We start from the raw sequence: 25,162 nt of genomic DNA on the forward strand, positions 1-25,162 counted from the left end.
TTATTTAAGTGACAATTGGGTTTCAGTAAGCAGACGGGCTATTGGGTACCTGTTGTGCGTTTTTTCGTAATAATCAGAATTTTTATAGATAAAATCAAGCTGTGCCTCAGCATTTTTACTTAAACCGGGGTCTTTCTGTTTTTGCTGTTCCAGCTTTTCCCTTAACCTGGGGTCTTTCTTTAAGAGATCGGCTGCAGTATCTTCAAACACATAAGCCGAAAAATGTTCTTTCATACCTAAGATGGAATCGAAAAAGTTCCAGTTAAAAAAAGAATCGGTAGCCTGCGGCTCCAGGGTTTCCACAATATACCGGTTTACAGGCTGGTTCACATACACTACGTAGTCGCCCGCATAAAACTGAAGGTTTTGTTTTGCAGGGCTAACTTTTACCGCAGAGTGTACATAATGCCCCTCAAAGGGTTTGCCCGCAGTTTTATAATCTGCAATGTAATAGACTTCAACCGGTATGGCGGCATCTTTTGTCAATCGCTGCATTTTTACGCGGTTCAGCTTTAGCAGGCTTATCACCTTGTCCCATGCCTGAGGGATAATATAAGCAATGGGTTTATGAAGTGTAACCGCTGGTACATAGGTATTCCAGTATTTAATGGTTTTGGTATAAGGCGTGCTACGGTCGTAGTAAAGCCGGTCTAAACCACTTACAGCACTTGGTTTTTGTTTCGCCGCATACCCTTTAAACTCGAGCGCCTCATGCTTTTCCTGGTCCAGCTTCCATTCTACGGTAAACTCTTTTTGACTGGCCGTTTCTTTATCTGCTGTATGCTTGTTTTCTACCAGTTTTTTTGCATCTCTGATTACAATTTCAAGATAGGTTTCTAAAAGCTTATAGGTAGCATCCACACGTTTGTCATAAGCTTTCAGCATGTGGGTTTCGGGCATAAAGCCGATGGTGTTGTGCAGCGTAGTGTAACCGGTCGAATAACGTGGCGACTCCAGGAAACCTGTAATTCCGGCATCTGGTGTTTCTTCTATAGAATTTACATAGGGGATCATTTCATAACCCCGTTGCTTAATACCTGCATAAAGATCGGGCAGTAAGGTTCCGGTCATGTAAGCTGATAGTCCCGGGTTTAATTTATCCTTATGGGTAGGGATCAGTGTCATGGTATATTGGTAGTCGGCGCCGTTGCTGGTATGGGTATCTACAAAAATCTCAGGCTGCCAGATGTTGAATATTTCCTGAAAACTGTGTGAATTCTTTGAATCTGTTTTAATGAAATCCCTGTTCAGATCGTAGTTTTTGTTGTTTCCCCTGAAACCATAAGCTACCGGGCCGTTCTGGTTTGCCCTTGAAGTACCGCTGCGGTTAAAGATGCCATCAATATTATAAACGGGGATAATGCAGATCACCACATTTTCCGGCAGTTTACCCGCTTTCAGCAGGTCACGCGCAAGCATCATGCTGGCATCAATCCCTTCCGGTTCCCCGGGGTGGATGCCGTTATTGATCAGCAGCACACACTTGTTATTTTTCCTTATCGTTATCGGGTCAAAAACCTTGTCCCTGGCCAGTACAAGCACATTTAACGGCTTGCCAAAGTCGGTATTGCCATAGGTAAGGAGTTTGCACTCCGGATAAGCCTGATCCAGCAACTGGTAGTATTTAATCGTCTCCTGGTAGGTTGCTGTTTCTGTTTTACCGCTTAATTCGTACGGGGTTTGCTGAGCTGATGCATTCATAAATATCAATAAGAGCAGTAAATTTAGGAAATGTTTCATTGCCCCGATCGCTTTTGCTAATACAATGATTTTATAGAAAGCCCCATCGGACCAAAGTAATATTTTAAGCCGATAGAGAAATAATTATAGATGTCTGGATGGCCGCTTTTGAACCTAATGGGCGAATCATCATAGCCGTCCAGCCCTTCGCCCAGTGTGATATTGGACTGGTAATTCACATTAAGCCCATACCGGTAATAGCCCGATCTGTCCATAAAGTTAAAATTAATGCCCAGGTTTAAAGGAACCAGCAGGTCGGTAGATTTATCCTTTCCGGGAAAGATGTAACTACTGCCATCTGGCTTTTCCCTTACCACAAACTTCATCTTGTTCATGATGGCCCCTACGCCGGCCCCTACGTATAAGCCTTTGATGGCATTGGCAAAATCGCTGCGCTTGTAATCGATCAAAGCACCAAGCGCCAGTTTGCCATTCACGTTAATGGCCTTATAGGTGTTGATGAACTGGCGCATGTTGGGGTCCTTATAAACATCCCCTCCGTTGATCTCACCAAACTGACCTTCCATGCCTAAGCTGATAAAAGGGGTCAGGTAATAATCTAAAGTCCCGTAACCCGACAAGCCAAAGTCGTGTTTGTTCAGGTCGGCGAAAGACTGGGTAATCCCTACGCCTGCTCCAAGGCCCAGTTTGTAAAAGTTAGATTGTGCTGCAGCATTTACGTATAGTACAACGGGCAGTAGTAGCGCTAAAATTGTTTTCAATTGATCTTCATTAAATTATTAGGCAAAAACTATAATCTTTCTATAACTTTGGATTTTCATAAGAGTATGCTAATTTATACAAATAAAAATAAAAGCCTTCAAAACAGGTTTACAAAATACGTGCAAATCGACACACAGTCAGATCCTTTGTCGCCTACCGTACCTTCAACAGAAAAACAGAAAAACCTGGGCCGGTTACTTGTAGAAGAACTGCTGGATCTGGGTATTGCCGATGCACATCTTGACGAATATGGTTATGTTTATGCAACCATACCTTCCAATTCAGACAAAAAGGTGCCCGTGATCTGTTTCTGCTCCCACATGGATACCTCGCCGGATTGCAGCGGATACAATGTAAAACCAATTATCCACGAGAATTACCAGGGACAGGACTTAGTGCTGCCCGATGATCATTCGGTGGTGCTGAAAATGAATGAACACCCTGACCTGAAAGATCAGATCGGTAATGATATCATTACGGCCAGCGGGACTACCCTGCTTGGGGCCGACAATAAAGCCGGTGTTGCAGAGATCATGGAAGCTGCGGCTTTTCTGGTACAAAATCCAGACTTTAAGCACGGTGAAATTAAGATCTTATTTACACCTGATGAGGAGATCGGCCGTGGGGTTGATAAGGCCGACCTGAAGAAACTGGGAGCCGATTTTGCTTATACCATTGATGGAGAAACGCTGGGCTCAATTGAAGATGAGACCTTTTCTGCCGACGGGGCAGTTTTAACCATTAAGGGGGTGAGTGCCCACCCTGGTTTTGCGAAAGGCAAAATGGAAAGTGCCATTAAAATCCTTTCTGATGTGATCAGCGCACTGCCGGCCGACTGCCTGTCACCCGAATCAACCGAGGGAAAAGAAGGCTTTATTCACCCTGTAACCATTAGCGGTAATGTAGAGCAGGCCGAAGCCCGCTTTATTCTCCGCGCCTTCAATGATGAAGAGCTGGCCGCGAACGGTGAACTGCTGGATGCTACCGTTCAGAACATCATTGAAGATTTTCCAAACTCATCCTACGAGCTGAAAATAACCGAGCAGTACCGCAATATGAAGCAGGTGCTGGATAAATACCCTCAGATCATTGAATATGGTATCGAAGCCATCAGGAGAGCTGGAATTACCCCTAAGCAGCAAAGCATCAGGGGTGGAACAGATGGTTCGCGCTTGTCGTTTATGGGCTTGCCTTGTCCGAATATCTTTGCTGGTGAGCATGCCTTCCATGGTAAACAGGAATGGGCTTCTGTACAGGATATGGAAAAGGCGGTAGAAACCATTGTAAATATAGCTGCCATCTGGGAAGAACATTCTTAAACCTTTAAAGTTAATCTTGCTAAATACTGGTCATTTTCGTCTTCGAAAATGACCTCGGTATGCCATCCGGTTTCGGTAGCAATATCTGTTAAGGTCTTCTGGTCTACGTATATCCATTTAAACCAATTTCCTTTAACACTTTTATACTCATACCTAAAGCTGACTTCACCAAAATACCCGCTTTCCGGGAAGGGGATTTCGAGGTACAGGTAAGACAGGTCGGAACTGTCGAAAACCAGCTGCCCATCGGTGTGGATGAGTTCTTTTGCCTGGTTTAGAAAAGACCTGAGACCCGGTAATGACCCTGTAAGGCCGATTCCGTTCATCATAAAAAGCAGGGTGTCGTACTTTTTGCCCCCGGGTCTATAGGTTAGGATGTTGCCTTCTATAGCCTGTTTCAGGCCACGTTGTTTCATGATGGTTACCGCGGCGGCAGAGATGTCCATCCCGGTAACGTCCAGGCCTTTTTTTTGCAGGATAAGGGCGTGGCTGCCTACACCGGCACCAACGTCGAGCACACGACCCCGGCATAAATCAAGGGCCCTGAGCTCCAGCTCCGGCATTTCATTTTCATTCCTGAAATAAATGTCAACCGGCATTTCTTCCGGTTCGTCATAAGAATTATGCACCCATAAGGTTTCAGCGGGTGGTTTTATAAACTGGTCTTTTAAAGCTTCTCCGAATACATCCATGCGGCAAAGATAGGAAACCAAGTGTTTTAAAGCTCAAATTCCTGATGATATTCGGGGATAGCTACATTGCTAAATCCTGCCGCCCGAACCCGTTGTGCAAAATTCTGTTGTACCTCATATTCTCCATGAACAAGGAACACCTGTTTCACTTTTGAAGCGTCCTGAACAGAAAGGAACTGGAGCAGGTCTTCATAATCGCCATGTGCGCTCATTGATTTTATGGACCGTATTTCTGCAATTACATCATACTCCTGTCCAAAAAGCCATACCCTTTTTTGTCCGCCTATAAGCCTGCCTGCCAGCGAGCCCGGACTGGCATAGCCCACCATTAAAATGGTATTCTTTTTATCGCTGATGTTGTTTCTGATGTGGTGCCTTACCCTGCCGCCTTCGGCCATGCCCGATGAGGAAATGATCACGCAAGGCTGCTGTTCGCTGTTTAAAGCTTTGGACTCGGCTACATCTTCAATAAAACGAAGGCCTTTAAAGCCGAAAATATCACGATCTACCTTTAGTACTTCTTTTACCCCGTTGTTGTACACTTCCGGGTGGTTTCTCAAAACCTCAGTTGCTTCCAGTGAAAGCGGGCTGTCGACATAGTAAGGAACGGCCGGAAGCTGGTTCTTTAATTCCAGTCCATTTAGTGCATAAAGCAGTTCCTGTGTGCGGCCCACACTGAAAGCTGGTATAATCACTTTCCCTCCTTTTTCCAGGCAGGTATGTCTGATAACCTGCAGCAGCATATTTTCTATCGGGTCAAGATCTACATGCAGGGAATCCCCATAGGTAGACTCCATAATGATGTAATCGGCCTGTGGAAAGGTTTGCGGACTTTTCAGCAGCAAATCGCCGTAGCGCCCAACATCCCCGCTAAAGGTAAGCCGGGTTTCTTTTCCTTCTTCATTTACCTTGAGGTGTACGGCGGCACTGCCTACAATATGGCCCGCATCGGTAAAACAGACAGAAATATCGGGACTGATATTGAAATCCTGATCGTAGGGAATGGTTTTAAACTGACTCAACGTTTGATGAACGTCCTTATCCGTATAAAGCGGCATTTCCTGATCTTCCACACGTTTGATTTTTTTATTGGCGTATTCAGCATCCTGCATTTGGATCTTGGCTGAATCCAGCAACAGGATCCGGGCAAGGTCTTTGGTGGCAGGCGTACAGAATACAGGCCCCCGGAAACCTTCTGCTACCAGGCGGGGCAAAAGTCCGCAATGATCTATATGCGCATGCGATAAGATCATGTAATTAACTTTTTCCGGGTTAAAACCAAAAGACTCGTTCAGGCTTTCCGTGACGTCGCCCATCCCCTGGAAAAGCCCGCAGTCTAATAATATCTGTATTCCGTTGTTTAGTGTAATCAGGTGTTTACTGCCTGTAACGGCGCGCGCCGCCCCATGAAAAGCAATCTTCATTCTTTGTTTTTACGTGGCTTAGGCTCTTACTTTTGCGATAGTATCTTTTACCTGATCGGTCACATCGGCCAGTTTTTCTTTTGAAGCATCTAAAAGGTCACAAAACCAGTCAGACATTTTATCTTTCATTTCTCCTGTTTTATCTGACGATAATATCAGGGCAACAGCAGCACCAAGGGCAGCTCCTGCCAATACGCCTGCAATTATTTTAGTTTCTTTCTTCATGGTTTCTCCTTTGTTTAATCCGTAAATGATGTTGTAAGATAAACAAAAATAAGGCCGAATGGTTTAGCCGCGGCGGTATATTGCATAAAAAAGCCGGGAAACATTTATTTGCCCGGCTTTTGAATAGGGATGGATGAATATTATTTTACGCTTGGTCCTTCAAAAAAGATTACGTTATTGTTAAAGTTATAAGCCAGATTCAGGTTAATCGTAGCATCTGCCTGGAAGCTGAATATAATAGCACCTGGGTTTGAACCTGCATACTGATTGGTTTGGCTTGAATACATCATACTGGCAAATGTTAAACTGGTAAAGGCAGGGTAATTTTCTCCGCTTACGGCTTCAAAAGTAATTTGATTCGCTGCTTTACGTGTTACCTTTACTTTAACATTGGTATACTCTACAGTAGCTCCCGGAGGGCCCAGGGTTAGTTTGCCCTGATAAGTTTTTGCTACCTCAGCAGATTTATCCTGACCATCTGGATTTGGTTCTTTGTCCTTGCTGCAGGCAGCGAAAATGGTAACAAGCAATAGAATTGGGTAGATGATTGATTTTTTCATAACAAAATAAGAGTTGGTTTAAAAATATTTAGCCATGCCTGTTGTAAAAACTGTGCCAAAGCGCAACAGCAGTCGTAAGACCGGGCCCTTAAATCATTAGAATTAACTACTGGTTTACCGTTAATTGCGTTGTTTTTAACGATTTGTGTTTTCGATTATCTTTGTATGATAATTAGCATTTTCTTTAATAAAAGAAGAACAGCAAAGAATAAGATGTCTGTAAAAAGAAACAGAAGATGCTTTACCTATTTCAAGGCTTCCTCGAGCTGCTGAATTAATTTAACTCTTTCCATCGGGTATCCTGCTTTGGAGAGTTCATAGCTCCCATCTTTTTTTATCAGAAAATAAGTGGGGAAGCCTTTGCCTTTCACTGCGTTCATAACGCTTTTGGTTAAGGCCTGGCTGGCCAGGATGTGTGTGCCTTCCAGATTAAAATAGCTGATCAGTTCTTTCCATGCCTTTGTATTGCTGGCATCGTAGTTGGCAACATAGAAGTATTCAAGACCCTTACCTTTAAAATGTTTTTTAAGCTCGGCGCTGTTTTTTTCAATTTCCTGCCTGCAAGGGGAGCACCATGTTCCCCACAAATCCACCAAGACTGTTTTGTTTTTGGCCAGTTTTAAGAGATCATCAAATGCGTTTAATTGTTTGGCGGTACTGTCGGCAAAAACCATACGGTCGTTTAAACCTTGTTCCTGCCTCTTTTTAACGGCATTTACAATGGTTTTTAATTCCGCATCATATTCGCTGCCTGGATATTGATCTTTAAACCTGCTGTAAATGTCGAGCAGATTTTTCGGGTCACTGTTATCTATAGCGTCGACAATCAGGTGAGCGTATAGATGCTCTGCTGTTTTGCCTTTGAAGTACTTGTTGATGATCTTTTCCCTTAGGGCGTTGCTCTTATCTGCCATATATTCTTCTTCTCCCTTAAGCTGATCTCCTCCGTACCATTCTTTGTAAAAAGCGTCCTTATTTTCATATTGTTCAGTCCATAAAGCTTCTTTTTTTCTGTTAAGAAATTCGGCTATCAGAAGGGTATAATTGCGAGAAGATAAGGCGTTCGGGTTGTCGAAAGGCTGTGCATTGAACAAACTGTCCTGAACGGATTGCCACTTGTCAGAATTACGCTTGTAGGGCTGCCTGATCTGGAATTTGTTGTTCTCTTTAAAACTAAAATAAGCGCTTGCAGCCCAATAAGTCAGGTTAAGTTTTTTAGCCGCTATAAATTCCTTAGTTGGTTTATTACGCGTAATATATTTTTCCAGTTCAGTCTTATGATGTGCTTCTTCTTTTAAAATTGCGCTGATGATCCGATTAGGGACCGTGTCTCCATAGAACTTTTCGAAATCAAAACGTGAAGAGTTGCTATAAATGGATTGGTTGTTATTGCTTCCTTTTCCCGTTACGGTTATCTGGTAATCCCTGGCCAGCATATCTGCATTAAATGTCAGCTGATCGCCAGGAGAAAGAAAAAACGAATAGGATAACCATTGATCAGATTTGCTGCGCTCGCAATAAAAGTTGAACGACCTGGGCTTTGTAATTTTTAAACCGTAGGATGCTTGCCCGTTTTTATCAAGGGGTAAAGGAATACGTCCTTTGCCATATCGGGATAAATCATTTTGAGGGGATAAGGTGCAATTGCAGGAACCAGCGTTTTTAATGTTGAAGTTGATGGTTGCAGTTTGTGCAAGCGCGGCACCGGTATATAAGATAACCAGTAGCAAAGAGCAGATAATTTTTTTCATCCGTTACATAGTTTGTTTTTCATTTGTGATGAAGCTATCAGATTTATTTCATCCCAAGTGTGGTTTGAAAAATCATGATGGTTTCATAATTAAAGATAGATCTTTTTTAGAGAAGCAAAAGCTGTAGCAGATGAAAAAGTATGTAAACAGAAACAGGGACCACCTGGCGGTGCGTCCCTGTTATAAGATGGTTGATCCACCACAGATCAACCTAAACCAAACAAACTGCAACTATAACGAAGGATGTTGTGCAAATGTTTTACTGAAATGGGAAAAAAGTTTTTGATGACGGTTTAATGACTATCAGGGGTAATGTGTAGCAGCTATAAGCAAGGAATACATTTTTTTATCGTAAAAGTATTTTTGCTGATTTAAGGTAATAATTAATTAATATTGAACTCATTTCTTGAATGTTGTATGGATTAACCAATGAAAATTAACTATAGCTCTTGTCCGGATATTGAACTCGTTAACTTATTGTCTGAAGATGATGAGCATGCTTATTTGGAAATATTCAGCAGGTACAACAAATTACTTTATAGCCATGCTTATAATAAACTCAGGGAAAGGGAAGACGCAATGGATATCGTTTCGGAAGTTTTTTATGCACTTTGGATGCGGAGGGCCCAAAGCTTGCCAAAAGAAAATCTTGTTGGTTACCTTTTTATGGCTGTGCGGTATAAAATTGCCGATTTTTTATCCAGAAAACAGGTAAAGGAGCAATACGTGCAGTCATTGCAAACTTACATTAACCAAGCCGAAGTTGATACCGATCATCTGGTGAGGGAAAAGCAACTGAAAGAGATCATCGAAGAAGAAATTGCGGCACTCCCGCCGCGGATGCAGGAAATTTTCAGAATGAGCAGGTTTGAGCAGATGAGCCACAAAGAGATTGCAGAAAAACTACAGCTTTCAGAACAAACAGTAAAAGATCAGGTAAAAAAAGCACTTAGAATTTTACGCATTAAGTTAGGTTTAATGGCGTTTATCATTCTTTTCTTTAAAATATTTTAATTTTTTAATTTTCGGTATCCCTCCAAAGCTGCACTTGTCCGACTTATAGTTTAATCAGCCAAATAGACCGGATTAAATGAACGACATAAAAGCGAAAGCGCTATTGCGTAAATATGCTGAAGGCAGCAGTACAGCTGAAGAAAAATTGCTGTTTGAACAGTGGTATGCAAGTTTGAACAACACAGACCATTTAAGGCTGACAGAAACTGAACTGGAACTGGCCGAGCAGGAAATGCTAAAGAAGTTACCTGTTGTAGTGCCTGAAAAAACAAAACGTTTGCGCCCATATACAATTACAGCTGCCGCCGCCGCCATTGGCTTTGCTATAGCAGCAGGTTTGTGGTGGTACAAACCGGATCATAAAATTAACAACAGCAATATTGAGGTCCAGGCCCGGAATAACATTCTTCCAGGAGACAATAAGGCGATATTGACCCTTGCCGATGGTTCCAAAATATCACTTACAGAAGCAATGAAAGGCGAACTTGCGCAACAGGCAGGCGTAAGTATTACGAAAACCAGGGATGGTCAGCTTGTATACCAGGTAAAAGGCAGAGGAAGCAAAGTCGTTTACAATACCATTCAAACCCCCAGGGGGGGGCAACATCAGGTTATACTTCCCGATGGGTCTAAAGTTTGGTTGAACGCCGCATCATGGCTAAGGTTCCCTTCTTCGCTGGCCCTGGCTACTGAACGTAAGGTAGAATTAAGAGGGGAGGCCTACTTCGAAATTGCACACAAGCGAAAACACAGCCTTTTTGTTGTAGTTACAGCTAACCAGGAAATAGAAGTACTGGGTACACATTTTAATGTTAACAGTTATGCAGATGAAAGCATTGCCAGGACAACATTGCTGGAAGGGGCTGTTAGACTTAGCACTCCTGCCGGGCAATCTTATGTGCTCAAGCCCGGTCAGCAGGCTGTTTCAGGGAAGGATCAGCCGCTAAGTATCAGAAATGTAGATGTTAGCGTGGTGGTAGACTGGAAAGAGGGACTTTTTGTGTTCAATAAGGAGAGCCTGGAAAGTATTATGCGAAAGCTTTCGCGCTGGTATGATGTGGATGTTGTTTTTGAAAACGAGCAGTTAAAGCAGCAGCTTTTTGGTGGTAAAGTATCGCGTTTCAGCACGGTTGCAGAGGTGCTTGATGTTTTGGAGCTAACAGATCTGGCACATTTTAAAATTGAAGGAAGGAGGATTATGGTTGTCAAATAGCTACCCATACCGTAATCCATAAAAAAGCCAGATGTGGTTGGAACACAACTGGCAAATGTCGGGATTACGTTCATAAAACTGGATTGTATCAACATTAACCCAAACTAACCAAATGTATAAAAAAAAGACCAAGAAACTTGGTGTACCTGAGAGGTATGTCCATAAACTTCTGCTAATTATGCGAATCACCACCGTAATATTAATAGCAATGATCATGCAGGTGAGTGCAAACGGGCGCGCACAAACTTTGTCGTTCGTTAAAAGCAATGCCACTTTTAAAGAACTTTTTGCTGAAATTAAGACCCAGACTGGTTATAACGTAGTGTGGCCAGCCGAAAAATTTGACGAATACAGAACACTGGACGTGAAGTTTAGCAATGTGCCGCTGGCAAGTGTTTTGAGCCAGACATTTGCCGGGCAATTGATCAGTTATTCCATTAAGAACAAAACCATTGTACTAAAAACCCATGTACCGCCGGGTCAGGTTTACCAGGAAGTGGTATCCGGCCGGGTAACCAGTGCTTCAAATAATGAGCCGCTGTCGGGTGTAAGCGTAATTGCGGTAGGCAACCCATTGGTAACGCAGACCGACGCCCGGGGAAATTACAGTATTAAAGCAGATAAAGGCGCGCTGAAGTTTACGTCTGTAGGTTTTGCGGATACCATTATTAACATAAATGGACGAAGCACCATTAATGTGCAGATGCGGCCATCCAATACCAAACTTGTCGAAGTTGTGGTGGTGGGCTATGGTACGCAAAAGAAATCAGATATCACCGGCTCTATAGTTTCTATTAATGAAAAAGCGCTGAAGGAAGTTCCGGTCGCGAACTTATCGCAGGCATTGCAGGGTAAAGCAGCAGGTATTGATGTGCAAAAAGGCGGAGGTAATAGCAAGCCCGGAAATTCTCCAGTGATCAGAATCAGGGGGGTGCGTTCCATTAGCGCCGAAAACGGGCCTCTGTTTGTGATTGACGGGATTCCTTACAACGGGAATATCAACGACATCAATCCTGATGATATTGTATCGGTGGAAATACTTAAGGACGCGTCCGCAACGGCCATTTACGGTGCAAGGGGTGCCAATGGGGTAATCCTGGTAACATCCAAAAGGGGCAAGCCTGGTGATGCAGTTGTCACTTACAGTGGTTATGCCGGTTTTACAAAGAACCTGGGCAAAATCAATGTAATGAATGGCGAACAGTTCATGAACCTCAAAAAATGGGCGGTGGTAAATGGGAATTTTGTGGGTAGCACACCAAAGTATACAGGCATTGATGATCCCAGGCTTTTAACAGATGGTATTTTTGCAGCAGAAGAAATTGAGGGAATCAATACGGGCAGAAATACAGATTGGCAGGACCTGATTTACCGGACAGGTTTAAATACCAATCACCAGATTGGGGTATCAGGAGGAACAGAAAAAACACAATATTCAGCGTCCTTGGGCTACCATAATGAAACGGGTATTTACCCCGGTCAGGCTTTTGGGCGTTATACCATTAAGGGGGGCTTTGATCAGCAATTGGGAAAACGTATAAAAGCGGGTTTGAGCACTTTAATTACCTATAACAATACGCAAGGCGAGAACGCCAATCCGATGGGGCAGGTATTGCGGGCCAGTCCGCTCGCCAGTCCTTACGATAAAGACGGTAAGCTGCTTGGCTTTGTTCCGGGAAGTGCAAACCAGGTATGGAACCCCCTGGCCGATTTTGTAGAAGGGGCCAAAATAGAAGACCGTAAACGATTTGGGACTTTTACTACGCTGTATGGAGAAATCAGCATTGCTGATGGTTTGAAATACAAGTTTAATGGTGGCGTAGAATTAAAGTCTGATAACTATGGTACTTTTTATGGCAGTGCCACCTCCAATAATCTGGGTGGTTTGTCAACTTCTAACAACAGGAGTGCTTTCAGGTCAAATTATACGCTAGAGAATATCCTGACCTATAACAAAATTATTGCGCAGAACCATAAAATTAACTTTACAGGTCTTTTCAGTTACCAGGCGGCTTACGGGCAGTCTAACAGCTTCAGCAATAACGATACCCCTGTTGAACTTGTTTATTTTAATCCGGCTTTTGGAGCCAATCTGGTAGGTACTGGAGATTATGAAAAATGGGGTATTGTGTCTTACATGGGCAGGTTGAACTACGGCTTTAAAGACAAATACCTACTTACCTTAACCATGCGTTCAGACGGTTCCTCGCGTTTAAGCCCCGGTAAGCAATACGAGTATTTTCCGTCTGCCGCAGTAGCCTGGAACATGCACGAGGAGAGTTTTATGAAAAATGTAAAGTGGATATCCAGCTTAAAACTAAGAGGAAGTTACGGGCGAACAGGAAATACAGCGATCGACCCCTACCAAACATTGGGCGCTTTACTTGCGGTTCCTTATAATTTTGGCGACCAAACTACTACCGGGGCTTATCTGGGCAGTGTGGTCAACAGGGACCTCCGCTGGGAACATACCACAACAGCTGACATCGGTATTGATTTTGTATTGTTCAACAGCAGGGTTACCGGATCTGTTGAAGTGTACAGGCAGCTCACCGATAAATTGTTGTTAACAAAAGCACTGCCGCTTACTCAGGGGATTCCGAACGCCCCTGTAACCAATGTCGGTAAAACGCGGAACGACGGTTTTGAGCTTCAGCTTGGAACGGTCAATTTTAAGGGTGACGGACGAAAGACTTTTTCATGGTCTACCGATGTCAATATCTATCTCAACCGCGGAAAGATTACGGAACTTGACCTTGGCGTGTTGAACGATATTACCAACAGCAGGTTTGTTGGACATCCAATAGGCACAATTTTCGATTACAAAAGGATAGGGATCTGGCAAAATACACCAGAAGATATCGAACTGGCCAGGAGCCTTGGTCTGAGTTTATCAGGGAGCGGATCAGTAATAGGAAATATTAAGGTAGCAAACACAAACCTCACCCCGAATGCTGACGGACTGCAACGGATCAATGCTGATGACCGGGTTATCCTGGGATCAAGTCAGCCTGATTGGTCTGGAGGTTTAACTAACCGGTTTGCCTATAAAAACCTAGACTTTACGGTAGTGGCTTTCGGAAGGTTTGGCAGTACCATTATCAGCAGGGTTCACAACAGTGGCTTCGCTAATACTTTTCAGGGTAATTACAATAACCTTAATGTGAACTACTGGACGCCAACAAATGGCGAAAACTACTGGCCTAAACCGAATGCCGCATCAACCAATACACCAAACAATTCAACATTGGGGTATTTTGATGGCAGCTTCGTTAAAATCCGGAGTTTAACCCTGGGGTATAACCTTCCCCAGTTCATGGCTGCCAAAATAGGCGGAAAATCGTTAAGGGTATATGCTACCGCAAATGATGCTTTTATCCTTTTTTCAAAATACCGTAATAAATATAGTGGGATAGATCCTGAAGCCATCAATTCAGGTAACAACCGTGGTGAGGTCAACGTTGATACGCCAGCAAGTTATTCAATCCTTTTTGGAGTAAATCTGACCTTGTAATTTTAACAGAAGAAAACATGAAACGCATTTATATATATTTACTGGCCTGTATATCGATAGTCGCTGTATCGGGCTGTAAAAGAGCGCTGACAGAAGATCCGCATTCCATACTTACACCAGAGTTTTTTAAAACTACACAGGGATTTAAAAAGGGACTTGATGCTGCGTACGCCGGTACCAGAATGCTTTGGGGTACACAAAACCTGTTTACCATGACTGTAATAGGTACGGATGAATTTTATACCGGTAAAGATGGTAATAACGATATCAATAAGTACAACAGCAATTACAATACCTCAAATGGTACAGTTATGGCGATATGGAGGGATTGTTACATCAATATCAATACCTGTAATGGGATCATTGAAAATGCGGCTATCGTGCCAGATATTGATGAGGCTACAAAAAGCCGCATGGTTGCCGAGGCAAAATTTCTGAGGGCCAACTTTTATTTCTTGCTGGTTCAGTTCTGGGGGGATGTTACATTAAGAAAAACATTCCAGACCGAGGCCAATTCTTCAGATGCACGTACACCAATGGCCGAGATTTATGATTTTATCATTCAGGATTTAAAGGAAACAATCGCTACACCAACGGTTTTTGCGAGTCCGAAGTCTACAGGGGTTCGTCCAGGTCAGATTACCAAGGCTGCTGCACAGCATGTGTTGGCAAGGGTATACCTGACCAGGGCAGGTTCCAAAGCAAAAAAGAACACAGATTATACCGATGCCTATACCATGGCAATGACGGTGATCAATACCAGTGGCCTGTCATTAATGCCGGATTTTGCTGATGTGTATGCAGAGGGAAATGAAAATGGAAATGAAGTGATATGGAATGTACAGCACACACCAAACCTGGCTTACAATGGTCCAAACAACAGTGGCGGCAATGACAATGTGCTCAATCACATGTGGGTGCCGCAATACGAATTGCAGCCAGGCATGAAACGTGATGTGTTTTATGGCCGGCCTTATATCCGTTGTGTTCCTACACCATGGTTAACAGACGTGGCTTTTGCTGAACGTACCAATGATACGCGTTATAATAAAACATTCCAAACGGTGTGGTACTGCAATAATGCTGCTTCTATTCCGGTATGGCCCAATCCCCTTCCTCCCGGAGCTCCGGCCGGCGCTGCACCAGGCAAACCTAAATTTGCCCTCGGTGATATCGCTATCCTTATGCCAGGGAATAATACCGCAACTGATGCACAAATTGCGGCTGCGCCTTACCTGCTAATGCCTACACGGAAATATACGACCAGTATGTCTCCATATATGAAAAAATATAACGATACCAAACGTGCAGATTTAAATTATCCCTCGATCAGACCGGTTATCGTATACCGCCTTGCCGAAACGCATCTGATAGCGGCCGAAGCTGCATTTATGGGCGGAGGCCCTGCTTCAGAAGCGGTAAATCAAATTAATATTGTGCGCAGAAGGGCTGCATTTCCTAATGCAAATCCCGCAGTAATGAATGTAAGTTCCATTCCGTCAATTGATTTTATTCTGGATGAACGTTCGAGGGAGCTATGTGGTGAACTTGTCCGTTGGCTTGACCTTGTAAGGACAGGCAAACTTGAAGAGCGGGTTAAATTGTACAATGCTGAGGCAAAGGCAAATATTAAGCCATTTCATGTGCTGAGACCGGTTCCGCAGGTTCAGATCGATGCAGTTACCGTAGGCCCCAGATATCCTCAAAACTCAGGATGGGAATAGTTTATGCCTGTTAAGGGCATGCTGTTTGGCTAAGCGCGCGCCAGGCGCAGGGTTTGTTGGACTAAAAGGTACTTTTAGTCCAACAAACCTTAGCTGAGCCTTCAATCAACGCTATCAAGCTGTTTGATGCACTATAGGGGAATATTGTAATTTAAGTAAAAGACAACATTCCTGAGAATAAATATTCCTTCAACTATTTGACAATTAAATATTTCTATCTATCTTTGCAGTCCCTAAAAATTAGGGGAATAAATAATTGTTAAACAAATTAAATACAAGCAAGTGAATACGTTAAGTTACAAAACTGTCTCTGCCAATGCAAAAACTGTTAACAAACAGTGGGTTGTTGTGGATGCTGAAGGCGAGATTTTGGGGCGCTTGTCATCGAAGATCGCTATGATCATTCGCGGAAAAAACAAGCCTGAGTACACCCCACACGTAGACTGCGGTGATAACGTTATTGTTATTAATGCAGACAAGATCAAGTTGACCGGGAATAAATTTTCTGATAAAGTTTATATCTCTTACACTGGTTATCCAGGTGGTCAGCGTTTCATTTCTCCAAAAGAGTTAATGGCGAAACATCCTAAACGTGTTATCGAGAAAGCCGTTCGTGGTATGCTACCTAAAACTAAGCTTGGTGCAAAATTGTTCACCAACCTTTTTGTTTACACAGGTGCTGAGCATCCTCACGCAGCGCAATCACCAAAAACCATTAAACTTTAATTAAAGAAGAAATGTCAGTTACAAATACTTCAGGAAGAAGAAAAACAGCTGTTGCACGTATCTATTTAAAAGAAGGCAACGGCGCAATTACCGTAAACGGTAAAGACCATAAAGTATATTTCCCAACATTGCCTTTGCAATATATCGTTAACCAATCATTCGAAGTTGCTGAACTGGTTGGCCAGTACGATGTGCAGGTAAATGTTGCCGGTGGAGGTATCAAAGGTCAGGCAGAAGCAGTTCGTTTGGCTATCGCCAAAGCTATTGTTGAATTAGACGCTGAGAAAAAATCAGCATTACGCGCTAAAGGGTTAATGACCCGTGATATGCGTATGGTTGAACGTAAGAAACCAGGACGTAAGAAAGCACGTAAGAAATTCCAATTCAGTAAACGTTAATCTTAAGGAGACAAAACAATGGCAAGAACTACATATCAAGACTTATTGGATGCAGGTGTACACTTTGGTCACCTTACCCGTAAATGGAACCCAAAAATGGCGCCTTACATTTTCATGGAGCGCAATGGTATCCACATTATAGATTTAAATAAAACTTTAACTAAAACTGAAGAAGCTGCTTCAGCGATCAAACAGATTGTAAAATCTGGTCGTAAGATCCTTTTTGTAGCAACCAAGAAACAAGCTAAAGAAATCGTTGCAGATCAGGCGAAAAAAGTAAACATGCCTTACGTAACCGAGCGTTGGTTAGGTGGTATGTTAACCAACTTTGCTACCGTACGCAAGTCGATCAAAAAGATGGCTAACATCGATAAAATGACTAAAGACGGTACTTATTCGATCCTTTCTAAGAAAGAGCGTTTAATGATCCAGCGTGAGCGTATCAAATTGGAAAGCTTATTGGGTGGTATTGCAGACTTAAACCGCTTACCAGCTGCTATCTTTTTAATTGATGTTAAAAAAGAACACATCGCTGTTAGCGAAGCGTTGAAATTGAACATTCCAACTTTTGCAATGGTTGATACCAACTCTGACCCTTCAAACATCGATTTCCCAATCCCTGCGAATGATGATGCTACTAAATCTATCTCTTTAATTACTGATGTGATCATCAAAGCAATTGAAGAAGGTTTAGATGAGCGCAAACGCGAAAAAGACGAGGAAACTGAAAAAGAAGCCGTAGCTGCTAAAGCTGCTGCTGATGCCCCTGAAGCTGCTGCTCCTGGTGCAAGAAGGAAAAAAGTTGAAGCTGAAACCGAAGAAGGTACAGGCGAAGAAGGTTAAATAAAATATAAAAGAAATAAAATGTCTACAGTACAAATTTCTGCAGCTGATGTAAACAAATTGCGCCAACAGACCGGAGCCGGTATGATGGATTGCAAAAAAGCACTAATTGAAACTAACGGTGATTTTGAAGCCGCAGTTGATTACTTACGTAAAAAAGGAGCTAAAGTAGCTGCTTCACGTCAGGACCGCGATTCTAATGAAGGTGTTGTAATTGCTAAAGCAACTGCTGATGGCAAACGTGGTGTGGTTATCGAACTGAATTGCGAAACTGACTTCGTTGCAAAAAATGCTGATTTCGTAGCCCTGGGCAACAAATTTGCTGATCTGGCTATCGACAAGAACCCTGCTTCCCTGGAAGATCTGCTGGCTCTTGAAGTTGACGGATTGAAAGTGGCCGACCTGATCATCGAAAATACTGGTAAAATCGGCGAGAAAATCGGTATCTCTAAATTTGAGAGCGTAACTGGCGATAAAGTTGTTCCTTATATCCACGGTAACTACCGTTTAGGTGTATTGGTTGCTTTAAACCAGGCCGGTGCTGGCGTAGAAGAAGCAGGTAAAGACGTAGCAATGCAGATTGCCGCCATGAACCCTGTTGCTTTGGATAAAGGTGACGTAGATGCTACCACTATTGAGCGTGAAACTGAAATTGCAAAAGAGCAGATCCGCGCTGAAGGTAAGCCTGAAGAAATGGTAGAAAAAATTGCTGCTGGTAAATTGAATAAATTCTACAAAGACAGCACTTTATTAAACCAGGAATTTGTTAAAGATTCATCTAAAGATGTACGTAAATTCTTAAATGACGTATCTAACGGTTTAACTGTTGTTGCATTTAAGCGTGTACAATTAGGAGCTTAATATTTAATTAATTTTTTTAAAAGAGCCTTCTGTTTTCAGGAGGCTCTTTTTTTTGTCCTATATTTATCCTTATAAACCTGATCTTATGATTGCGATTACCAACTGTAAGCTTTTTATAAATGGCACCTTATATACCGATCAATCTGTTTTAATTGAAAATGGGAAAATAACAGCAATTTCGAGCGCTGAAGTACCAGGGACATATGAACTTATCGATGCAAAAGGAGACTACCTGTGCCCTTCATTTATAGACCTTCAGATTTATGGTAGTGGCGGGCCGCTTTTTTCTGCCTATCCTACTGCAGCCACCCTGAAACAGATGGATGCAGATCTGATGGCCAAAGGAACCACAGGTTTTCTGGCCTGTGTGGCCACCAACAGCATGGAGGTGATGTATGAAAGTATAGCTGCGGCTAAAGCCTACTGGCCAGCGCGTAAAGGATTTTTAGGGTTGCACCTGGAAGGTCCATTTATCAACCCCAAACGTAGAGGCGCACATATAGAAGCCTTTATTCACAAGGCTGAACTGGATGAGGTGAAGCGCCTGATGGACGCTGCTGATGGTACGGTAAAGATGATGACCCTGGCCGCCGAACTGCAGGATGATAAGGTGATCAGCTATTTGCTGGACAATGATGTCGTTTTATCGCTGGGCCATAGCGATGCCAGCTTTAACGAAGCTACCGCCGCTTATAACAAAGGATTTAAGACAACCACCCATTTGTTTAATGCCATGCCTTCCATTCATCACAGGGCGCCCAATTTACCTGCCGCAGTGTTTAACCATTCTTCGGCCATGGCCAGCATCATTGCAGATGGCAGCCATGTTGATTTCGAAATGATCAGCATCAGTCACAGGTTAATGGGCGACAGGCTGTTCCTGATTACGGATGCGGTTACCGAATGCAATATAGGGCCCTACCAGCACCAGCTTCTGGGCGATAAATTTATTACCCCCGATGGTACGCTTTCCGGCTCGAACATCAGCATGCTACAGGCGGTTCAGAACTGTGTGGCACATTGCCATATTGCGCTGCCCGACGCTTTGAAACTCGCGTCCGAAAATCCTGCAAAATTGATGGGCTTGACTCAGGAAATAGGATGTTTGAGCACCGGCAACCGTGCAAACCTGCTGTTGCTCAGTCCTGAACTGGAGCTTAAGAGAGTCTTAGTAGACGGTTTGTGCATTTAAGCCCTGTTAATTAATGACAAATTTTATTTTTTTCGCAAGCCTTGATTTTTTTCATCGGTAGCGAAGAGATCGATAAAATTGCTCTTTTCAGCAATTTTATCTAAGTTTGAAGCCATGAAATATAAACGGATCCTGCTAAAATTAAGTGGCGAATCGCTGATGGGCGAAAAGCAATATGGTATTGATAATGAGGTAGTAAGGCAATATGCCGAAGACATTAAAGCTGTACACGACCAGGGACTTGAAATTGCAATTGTTATTGGAGGAGGAAACATTTTTAGAGGATTAAGCGCAGAAAAATCCGGTATGGACCGTGCGCAGGCCGATTATATGGGCATGCTGGCCACAGTAATCAACAGTATGGCACTGCAGGATGCCCTGGAAAAAGTTGGTTTAAAAACCCGGTTGCTTACTGCAATAAAAATGGAACAGATCTGTGAACCTTTCATCCGTCGCAGGGCTGTACGACACCTTGAAAAAGGGCGTGTTGTTATTTTCGGTGCCGGAACAGGTAACCCATATTTTACTACTGATTCTGCGGCTGCATTGCGCGCAATTGAAATAAAGGCCGATGTGGTATTGAAAGGGACACGCGTTGATGGCATTTATACTGCCGATCCGGAAAAGGATCCAACAGCTACAAAATACTCGGAAATTTCCTTTAAAGAGGTTTATGCCAAAGGCTTAAATGTGATGGATATGACCGCCTTTACCCTTTGTGAGGAAAATGATTTGCCGATTATTGTCTTTGATATGAACAAAACCGGTAATTTCATGAAAATTGCAAATGGCGATGAGATCGGTACACTGGTTAGAAGCTGATGCTAAATAAATTTTATATTTTTGGTTAAATTTTATAATTATGAATGACCTCATAAAGAAACAATTACAAGATGCTCAGGCCAATATGGATAAAGCTATTTTGCATTGCGAAGCTGAACTGACAAAAATTCGTGCAGGTAAAGCTTCGGCAGGAATGCTGGATGGCATCATGGTTGACTATTACGGAAATCCTACCCCGCTAAGCCAGGTGGCAAGTATAAATACACCTGATGCGCGTACATTGATTATACAGCCTTGGGAGAAAACATTGCTTACACCCATTGAAAGAGCTATTATGGAAGCCAATATTGGTATCAATCCACAAAATGATGGTATTGTTATCCGTTTGGTAGTTCCCCCGCTCACAGAGGAGCGTAGAAAGGAACTCGTGAAAAAGGTTAAGGAGGAAGCTGAAAGGGGCCGGATCACCGTACGTAACATCCGTAAAGATGCCAATGAGAAAATCAAAAAGTTAAAAGGTGAAAGTGTTTCTGATGATGAGATCAAAACCGGTGAAGCTGAAGTGCAGAAAATCACCGATGCCTACATCATCAAAGTAGATAAACACGCTGAAGCCAAAGAAAAAGATATCATGACAGTTTAATCATCGGATTATAATCTGCTTGTAAATTAAAGGGAATGAAGGAAATGCTTCATTCCCTTTTTTTATTTTTAACCCCTCAAACAAAAATTGATCTATGAATTTACTGCTGGAATATTTAAAAAACCATAAATGGGTGGTGGTTTTAGCCCTCTTTCTTGCTGCAGTTAACATCGGATTTTCTTTGCTCGACCCCTACATTACCGGTAGAATTGTAGATGAGTTCATTGAAAAGAAGGATGTGCTGAACAAAAGCCAGTTTATTTTGGGCGTACTGGGCCTGGTAGGCTTAAGCGTTGGAGCTGCAATGGTATCCAGAATAGCGAAGAACTTTCAGGATTATTTTACCAGCATCATCGTTCAAAAAGTAGGGGCACGTATGTATGCTGATGGACTAAAACATTCGCTGGAATTGCCCTATCAGGTTTTTGAAGATCAGCGCAGCGGTGAAACACTCGGCATTCTTCAGAAAGTAAGGCTCGATTCAGAGAAATTCATCACCTCTTTTATCAGTATCCTGTTTGTCAGCCTTATAGGTATGGTATTCGTTATTGTCTATTCGGTAACGGTAAGCTATAAGGTAACCCTCATTTATTTTTCTGCGATTCCCATCATCAGCTTTGTAAGCTGGTTCCTTAGCCGGAAAATAAAGACCATTCAAAGAAAAATCATTGGTGAAACTACTGCATTGGCCGGCTCAACGACAGAATCTTTAAGAAATATAGAGCTGGTTAAAAGTCTGGGCCTTGCCAATCAGGAAATTGAACGGCTCAATAAAACTACCTACAAGATCCTGGGCCTGGAACTTAGAAAAGTTAAATATGTAAGAAGTATGAGCTTTGTGCAGGGCACTACAGTGAACTTTGTACGGAGTGTAATGGTAGTGGTTTTGCTGATCCTTATTTTTGAGAATACCATTTCTCCCGGGCAGTATTTTTCATTCCTTTTTTATTCCTTCTTCCTCTTTGGTCCATTGCAGGAACTGGGCAATGTTATTCTGGCCTGGCGAGAAGCAGAAGTCTCACTGGGTAATTTTAAACGTATCTTAAGTACCCCGGTAGATGCAAAGCCCCTTAATCCTGTAAAACTGGAAAAAATAAATAAGCTGGCCTTTGACTCGGTTAGCTTCAAACACCTTACAGGGAAACACAATGCCCTGAACAACATCAGTTTTACCACACACAAAGGAGAAACCATTGCTTTTGTGGGCCCTTCGGGTTCTGGTAAAACAACACTGGTAAAGCTCCTCGTTGGACTTTATCAACCCGGTGAAGGTGAAGTGTTTTACAACAACAGCTCTGGCAGGGAAATAGACCTGGACCTGTTAAGGGAAAAAATCGGTTTCGTTACACAGGATACCCAGCTTTTTTCAGGTACCATCAGGGAGAACCTGCAATTTGTAAGGCCCGGAGCAACAGACGAGGAATGTATGCGGGTATTACAACAGGCGGCATGCAACAATCTGCTGGCGCGGGCAGAAAATGGCCTGGATACCGTAATTGGAGAAGGCGGGGTCAAGGTTTCGGGCGGAGAGAAGCAGCGCCTTTCCATAGCCCGGGCACTTTTACGCCAGCCCGATATCCTGGTTTTTGATGAGGCAACATCTTCTCTCGATTCTTTAACCGAAGAAGAGATCACAGCAACAATCAGGGATATATCGGAACATACCAGTCACATTACCATTTTAATTGCGCATAGGCTGTCTACTATTAAGCATGCAGACCGCATCTATGTATTGGAGCGGGGGCATATCATTGAAGAGGGTAAACACGACGACCTGCTGGCTTTAAATGGTTTGTATTATGCCATGTGGAGGCAACAGATAGGGGAACGCCTTGAAGAGCGCGTTTAGAGCAACTAAGCGCATTTAAGGCGCTTTCTGCTCATTGATGTCCTGCAGGCTCAGCTTCAGCAGTCCCTTTGTTTTGAGGTAGGTCACACCGGCCACCACAATGGTCATGCTGCCGCCAAATACTACCGCCGGGACAGTCCGCATCAGCTTGGCGGTTAAGCCCGATTCAAAGGCCCCTATCTCATTGGAAGAGCCAATAAACATACTGTTCACCGCCGATACCCTGCCACGCATTTCATCGGGCGTGAGCAGCTGCATGATGGTAGAGCGGATCAGTACGCTTACACTGTCAAATGCGCCTTCCATGAACAGGAAAAATAGTGTTAAGTAAAAGTTTTTGGAGATGCCATAACAAATGATGCTTGTCCCAAAACCGGTAACGGCAATGAGCAGGTTTCTCCAGGGCTTGTTCATCGGCGAAAAGCGGGTCATGGCCAGCATGGTAATTACCGCCCCTGCAGATGCTGCTGCCCGCATAAAGCCCAGGCCCTCGGAGCCTACCTTCAGGATGTCGTTCGCAAAAACCGGCAATAGTGCCACTGCGCCGCCAAAAAAAACAGAAAAGAGGTCGAGGCTCATCGCGCCCAGCATCATTTTGTTCTTAAATACAAACTTTACCCCTTCCGTAAGGCTTTTTACAATATTCTCTTTAGGGATAAACCTTGGAGGTACGGGTTTTAAAAGAAAGATAAAACCAAGTGCCACCAGGATAAAAGCAATGATAACCGCATAAGTGATGGTTACCCCAAAAAATGCATAGATCAAACCGCCTACCGCCGGACCCAGAATTGAAGCCGTCATATAGGTTGAGCTGTTCCAGGTACTCGAATTTGGATAAAGCGCTTTGGGCACCACCTGTCCCATTACCGAAAAGGCCGCCGGACTATAGAAACCACGGGCTATACCTATCCCGAAGATCATCAGGTACATCACCGGAACTACATATCCTGCATGCACATAAGCGTGCATCTGCGGAATGGTAACCAGCATCATCACAAAGGAACACAGCAATACTGTTGTAAATATTTTCATCAGTAAGCCGCGTTTTTCCGATTTATCGGCAACGTAACCTCCGTATAAGGCAATGCCGATAGAAGGAATGGCCTCACAAAGCCCTACCAGGCCGAGGGCCAGCGGATCTTTCGTCAGGTGATAGATATGGAAGCCGATAATTACGGCCTGCATCTGGTAGGCAAACGTAAAAAAGAACCGCATGCCCACATAATATCTGAATTCTTTAAGCCGTAGTGCTGCGTAGAGGTCGGGTTTTTCCGGTATGGCTGTCTGATCGTCCAAGAGTAGATGCTTTAGACAAAGCTAAAGAAAAGTATTTACATGATCTTGTCATAAAATGACAGGTAGGCCTCCTGCATGTCCTCTGCCTGGTTAATGGCGGCGGATGCGGCAATTCCGAAGATCCCCGTATGCATCAATGGTTCAATGTCACTGATGCCCACACCTCCAACGGCCAGTACAGGTAAGTCAATTGATTTTTCTTTCAAGGTCTGCATGGCATTCCAGTACCCTTCAAGGCCCAGCAAAGGGAGTGTGTTAGGTTTGGTAATGGTAGTATAAAAAGGGCCAAAACCCGCATAATCTGCACCTTCAGTGGCCAGTCTGATCAAGCCCTCAACTGTATTGGCCGATCCGCCTATCGTAACGGCCTCGCCCAGCTCTTCCCTCAACCGAACAAAATCTGCCTCCATATCTTCTATATGAAAGCCCTGGATATCGGCTTTGCCATTCAACTGCACATGATCTGTAACGATCAGGGTAGCACCCCAGTCGTCACAGATCTCTGCAATGGCATTAATATCTTCCAGCAGTGCTTCCTCATTTTTTGTTAAGCAGCGGTATTGTATCCATTTTGCCCCGGCCTCACAGGCAATCTGTGCCTGTTCAATATGGCTCAGCTGTGGAATATCGTGTGTAATGAAATGCAGTTTTTCAATGAATTTCTTCATGGTG

The 25,162-nt window shown here is 43.3% G+C and carries 22 protein-coding genes; 13 read left to right on the top strand and 9 right to left on the bottom strand.

Features of this window, described 5'->3' with window-relative positions; genetic code table 11:
* Together ABIE26_RS22130 and ABIE26_RS22135 are read right to left on the bottom strand one after the other, a co-directional pair.
* The gene (locus tag ABIE26_RS22130; RefSeq protein WP_310146124.1) at positions 1-1,740 is read right to left on the bottom strand and encodes a M14 family metallopeptidase; all 1,740 of its coding nucleotides are present in this window, start codon (positions 1,738-1,740) and stop codon (positions 1-3) included.
* A 17-nt stretch (positions 1,741-1,757) separates the two neighbouring features.
* Positions 1,758-2,462, bottom strand: a complete 705-nt coding sequence (locus ABIE26_RS22135; RefSeq protein WP_310146122.1) for an outer membrane beta-barrel protein — start codon at positions 2,460-2,462, stop codon at positions 1,758-1,760.
* Between the two features lie 66 nt (positions 2,463-2,528).
* Here ABIE26_RS22135 and pepT point away from each other — a divergent pair, with 66 nt between their 5' ends.
* Positions 2,529-3,782: a peptidase T gene (gene pepT, locus ABIE26_RS22140; protein ID WP_310146121.1), complete on the top strand. Its 1,254-nt coding sequence runs from the start codon at positions 2,529-2,531 to the stop codon at positions 3,780-3,782.
* Here pepT and ABIE26_RS22145 read toward each other — a convergent pair.
* The 5 genes from ABIE26_RS22145 to ABIE26_RS22165 form a co-directional block, all read right to left on the bottom strand.
* Complete coding sequence (locus tag ABIE26_RS22145; RefSeq protein ID WP_310146120.1) at positions 3,779-4,474, bottom strand: class I SAM-dependent methyltransferase; 696 nt, start codon at positions 4,472-4,474, stop codon at positions 3,779-3,781. The two genes, pepT and ABIE26_RS22145, sit on opposite strands and share 4 nt — an antisense overlap.
* Positions 4,475-4,500: 26 nt before the next feature.
* A complete protein-coding gene (locus ABIE26_RS22150; protein WP_310146119.1) occupies positions 4,501-5,898 on the bottom strand; it encodes an MBL fold metallo-hydrolase in 1,398 nt (465 codons plus the stop codon).
* Between the two features lie 18 nt (positions 5,899-5,916).
* Entirely contained in the window at positions 5,917-6,123 is a 207-nt protein-coding gene (locus ABIE26_RS22155; RefSeq protein WP_310146118.1) for a YtxH domain-containing protein, read from the bottom strand.
* Between the two features lie 140 nt (positions 6,124-6,263).
* On the bottom strand, positions 6,264-6,683 hold the full coding sequence (locus ABIE26_RS22160) for a hypothetical protein (protein WP_310146117.1): 420 nt from the start codon (positions 6,681-6,683) through the stop codon (positions 6,264-6,266).
* Between the two features lie 245 nt (positions 6,684-6,928).
* The gene (locus ABIE26_RS22165; protein ID WP_310146116.1) at positions 6,929-8,434 is read right to left on the bottom strand and encodes a TlpA family protein disulfide reductase; all 1,506 of its coding nucleotides are present in this window, start codon (positions 8,432-8,434) and stop codon (positions 6,929-6,931) included.
* Between the two features lie 429 nt (positions 8,435-8,863).
* Between ABIE26_RS22165 and ABIE26_RS22170 the strand changes: the two genes are divergently transcribed.
* The 12 genes from ABIE26_RS22170 (at position 8,864) to ABIE26_RS22225 (ending at position 23,194) form a co-directional block, all read left to right on the top strand.
* A complete protein-coding gene (locus ABIE26_RS22170; RefSeq protein WP_310146115.1) occupies positions 8,864-9,448 on the top strand; it encodes an RNA polymerase sigma factor in 585 nt (194 codons plus the stop codon).
* A 76-nt stretch (positions 9,449-9,524) separates the two neighbouring features.
* On the top strand, positions 9,525-10,661 hold the full coding sequence (locus ABIE26_RS22175) for a FecR family protein (RefSeq protein WP_310146114.1): 1,137 nt from the start codon (positions 9,525-9,527) through the stop codon (positions 10,659-10,661).
* Positions 10,662-10,839: 178 nt separating this feature from the next.
* Positions 10,840-14,175 (top strand): SusC/RagA family TonB-linked outer membrane protein, encoded by a 3,336-nt coding sequence (locus ABIE26_RS22180; protein ID WP_310146113.1) that lies wholly within the window; start codon positions 10,840-10,842, stop codon positions 14,173-14,175.
* A gap of 17 nt (positions 14,176-14,192) precedes the next feature.
* Positions 14,193-15,899: a RagB/SusD family nutrient uptake outer membrane protein gene (locus tag ABIE26_RS22185; protein ID WP_310146112.1), complete on the top strand. Its 1,707-nt coding sequence runs from the start codon at positions 14,193-14,195 to the stop codon at positions 15,897-15,899.
* Positions 15,900-16,181: 282 nt separating this feature from the next.
* Positions 16,182-16,625 (top strand): 50S ribosomal protein L13, encoded by a 444-nt coding sequence (rplM, locus tag ABIE26_RS22190; RefSeq protein WP_084238486.1) that lies wholly within the window; start codon positions 16,182-16,184, stop codon positions 16,623-16,625.
* 11 nt (positions 16,626-16,636) lie between these two features.
* Complete coding sequence (gene rpsI / locus ABIE26_RS22195) at positions 16,637-17,023, top strand: 30S ribosomal protein S9 (protein ID WP_084238488.1); 387 nt, start codon at positions 16,637-16,639, stop codon at positions 17,021-17,023.
* An 18-nt stretch (positions 17,024-17,041) separates the two neighbouring features.
* Positions 17,042-17,866, top strand: a complete 825-nt coding sequence (gene rpsB, locus ABIE26_RS22200; protein ID WP_084238489.1) for a 30S ribosomal protein S2 — start codon at positions 17,042-17,044, stop codon at positions 17,864-17,866.
* Positions 17,867-17,887: 21 nt separating this feature from the next.
* On the top strand, positions 17,888-18,727 hold the full coding sequence (gene tsf, locus ABIE26_RS22205; protein WP_310146110.1) for a translation elongation factor Ts: 840 nt from the start codon (positions 17,888-17,890) through the stop codon (positions 18,725-18,727).
* A gap of 85 nt (positions 18,728-18,812) precedes the next feature.
* Complete coding sequence (gene nagA / locus ABIE26_RS22210) at positions 18,813-19,919, top strand: N-acetylglucosamine-6-phosphate deacetylase (RefSeq protein ID WP_310146109.1); 1,107 nt, start codon at positions 18,813-18,815, stop codon at positions 19,917-19,919.
* 114 nt (positions 19,920-20,033) lie between these two features.
* Positions 20,034-20,741, top strand: coding sequence for a UMP kinase (gene pyrH / locus ABIE26_RS22215; protein WP_310146108.1), 708 nt, complete (start codon positions 20,034-20,036; stop codon positions 20,739-20,741).
* Positions 20,742-20,781: 40 nt separating this feature from the next.
* Positions 20,782-21,345, top strand: a complete 564-nt coding sequence (gene frr / locus ABIE26_RS22220) for a ribosome recycling factor (protein WP_310146107.1) — start codon at positions 20,782-20,784, stop codon at positions 21,343-21,345.
* A gap of 94 nt (positions 21,346-21,439) precedes the next feature.
* On the top strand, positions 21,440-23,194 hold the full coding sequence (locus tag ABIE26_RS22225) for an ABC transporter ATP-binding protein (protein ID WP_310146106.1): 1,755 nt from the start codon (positions 21,440-21,442) through the stop codon (positions 23,192-23,194).
* Between the two features lie 15 nt (positions 23,195-23,209).
* On the opposite strand, the gene ABIE26_RS22230 is transcribed toward ABIE26_RS22225, so the two are convergent.
* Both ABIE26_RS22230 and ABIE26_RS22235 read right to left on the bottom strand, forming a co-directional pair.
* Positions 23,210-24,490, bottom strand: coding sequence for an MFS transporter (locus tag ABIE26_RS22230; RefSeq protein WP_310146104.1), 1,281 nt, complete (start codon positions 24,488-24,490; stop codon positions 23,210-23,212).
* 35 nt (positions 24,491-24,525) lie between these two features.
* Complete coding sequence (locus tag ABIE26_RS22235; protein WP_310146102.1) at positions 24,526-25,158, bottom strand: thiamine phosphate synthase; 633 nt, start codon at positions 25,156-25,158, stop codon at positions 24,526-24,528.
* Positions 25,159-25,162 lie beyond the last annotated feature (4 nt).

It is taken from the genome of Pedobacter africanus, from assembly GCF_040548825.1.
GTDB classification, from domain to species: Bacteria; Bacteroidota; Bacteroidia; order Sphingobacteriales; family Sphingobacteriaceae; genus Pedobacter; species Pedobacter africanus_A.

Bases quoted from the DNA above. Each gene is read 5' to 3' on its own strand.
- frr (WP_310146107.1), top strand. From the start codon at position 20,782: ATGAATGACCTCATAAAGAAACAATTACAAGATGCTCAGGCCAATATG.
- nagA (WP_310146109.1), top strand. From the start codon at position 18,813: ATGATTGCGATTACCAACTGTAAGCTTTTTATAAATGGCACCTTATAT.
- ABIE26_RS22150 (WP_310146119.1), bottom strand. From the start codon at position 5,898: ATGAAGATTGCTTTTCATGGGGCGGCGCGCGCCGTTACAGGCAGTAAA.
- pyrH (WP_310146108.1), top strand. From the start codon at position 20,034: ATGAAATATAAACGGATCCTGCTAAAATTAAGTGGCGAATCGCTGATG.
- rpsI (WP_084238488.1), top strand. From the start codon at position 16,637: ATGTCAGTTACAAATACTTCAGGAAGAAGAAAAACAGCTGTTGCACGT.
- rpsB (WP_084238489.1), top strand. From the start codon at position 17,042: ATGGCAAGAACTACATATCAAGACTTATTGGATGCAGGTGTACACTTT.
- ABIE26_RS22145 (WP_310146120.1), bottom strand. From the start codon at position 4,474: ATGGATGTATTCGGAGAAGCTTTAAAAGACCAGTTTATAAAACCACCC.
- ABIE26_RS22165 (WP_310146116.1), bottom strand. From the start codon at position 8,434: ATGAAAAAAATTATCTGCTCTTTGCTACTGGTTATCTTATATACCGGT.
- ABIE26_RS22175 (WP_310146114.1), top strand. From the start codon at position 9,525: ATGAACGACATAAAAGCGAAAGCGCTATTGCGTAAATATGCTGAAGGC.
- tsf (WP_310146110.1), top strand. From the start codon at position 17,888: ATGTCTACAGTACAAATTTCTGCAGCTGATGTAAACAAATTGCGCCAA.
- ABIE26_RS22130 (WP_310146124.1), bottom strand. From the start codon at position 1,740: ATGAAACATTTCCTAAATTTACTGCTCTTATTGATATTTATGAATGCA.
- ABIE26_RS22225 (WP_310146106.1), top strand. From the start codon at position 21,440: ATGAATTTACTGCTGGAATATTTAAAAAACCATAAATGGGTGGTGGTT.
- ABIE26_RS22155 (WP_310146118.1), bottom strand. From the start codon at position 6,123: ATGAAGAAAGAAACTAAAATAATTGCAGGCGTATTGGCAGGAGCTGCC.
- ABIE26_RS22235 (WP_310146102.1), bottom strand. From the start codon at position 25,158: ATGAAGAAATTCATTGAAAAACTGCATTTCATTACACACGATATTCCA.
- ABIE26_RS22180 (WP_310146113.1), top strand. From the start codon at position 10,840: ATGCGAATCACCACCGTAATATTAATAGCAATGATCATGCAGGTGAGT.
- pepT (WP_310146121.1), top strand. From the start codon at position 2,529: ATGCTAATTTATACAAATAAAAATAAAAGCCTTCAAAACAGGTTTACA.
- ABIE26_RS22170 (WP_310146115.1), top strand. From the start codon at position 8,864: ATGAAAATTAACTATAGCTCTTGTCCGGATATTGAACTCGTTAACTTA.
- ABIE26_RS22160 (WP_310146117.1), bottom strand. From the start codon at position 6,683: ATGAAAAAATCAATCATCTACCCAATTCTATTGCTTGTTACCATTTTC.
- ABIE26_RS22185 (WP_310146112.1), top strand. From the start codon at position 14,193: ATGAAACGCATTTATATATATTTACTGGCCTGTATATCGATAGTCGCT.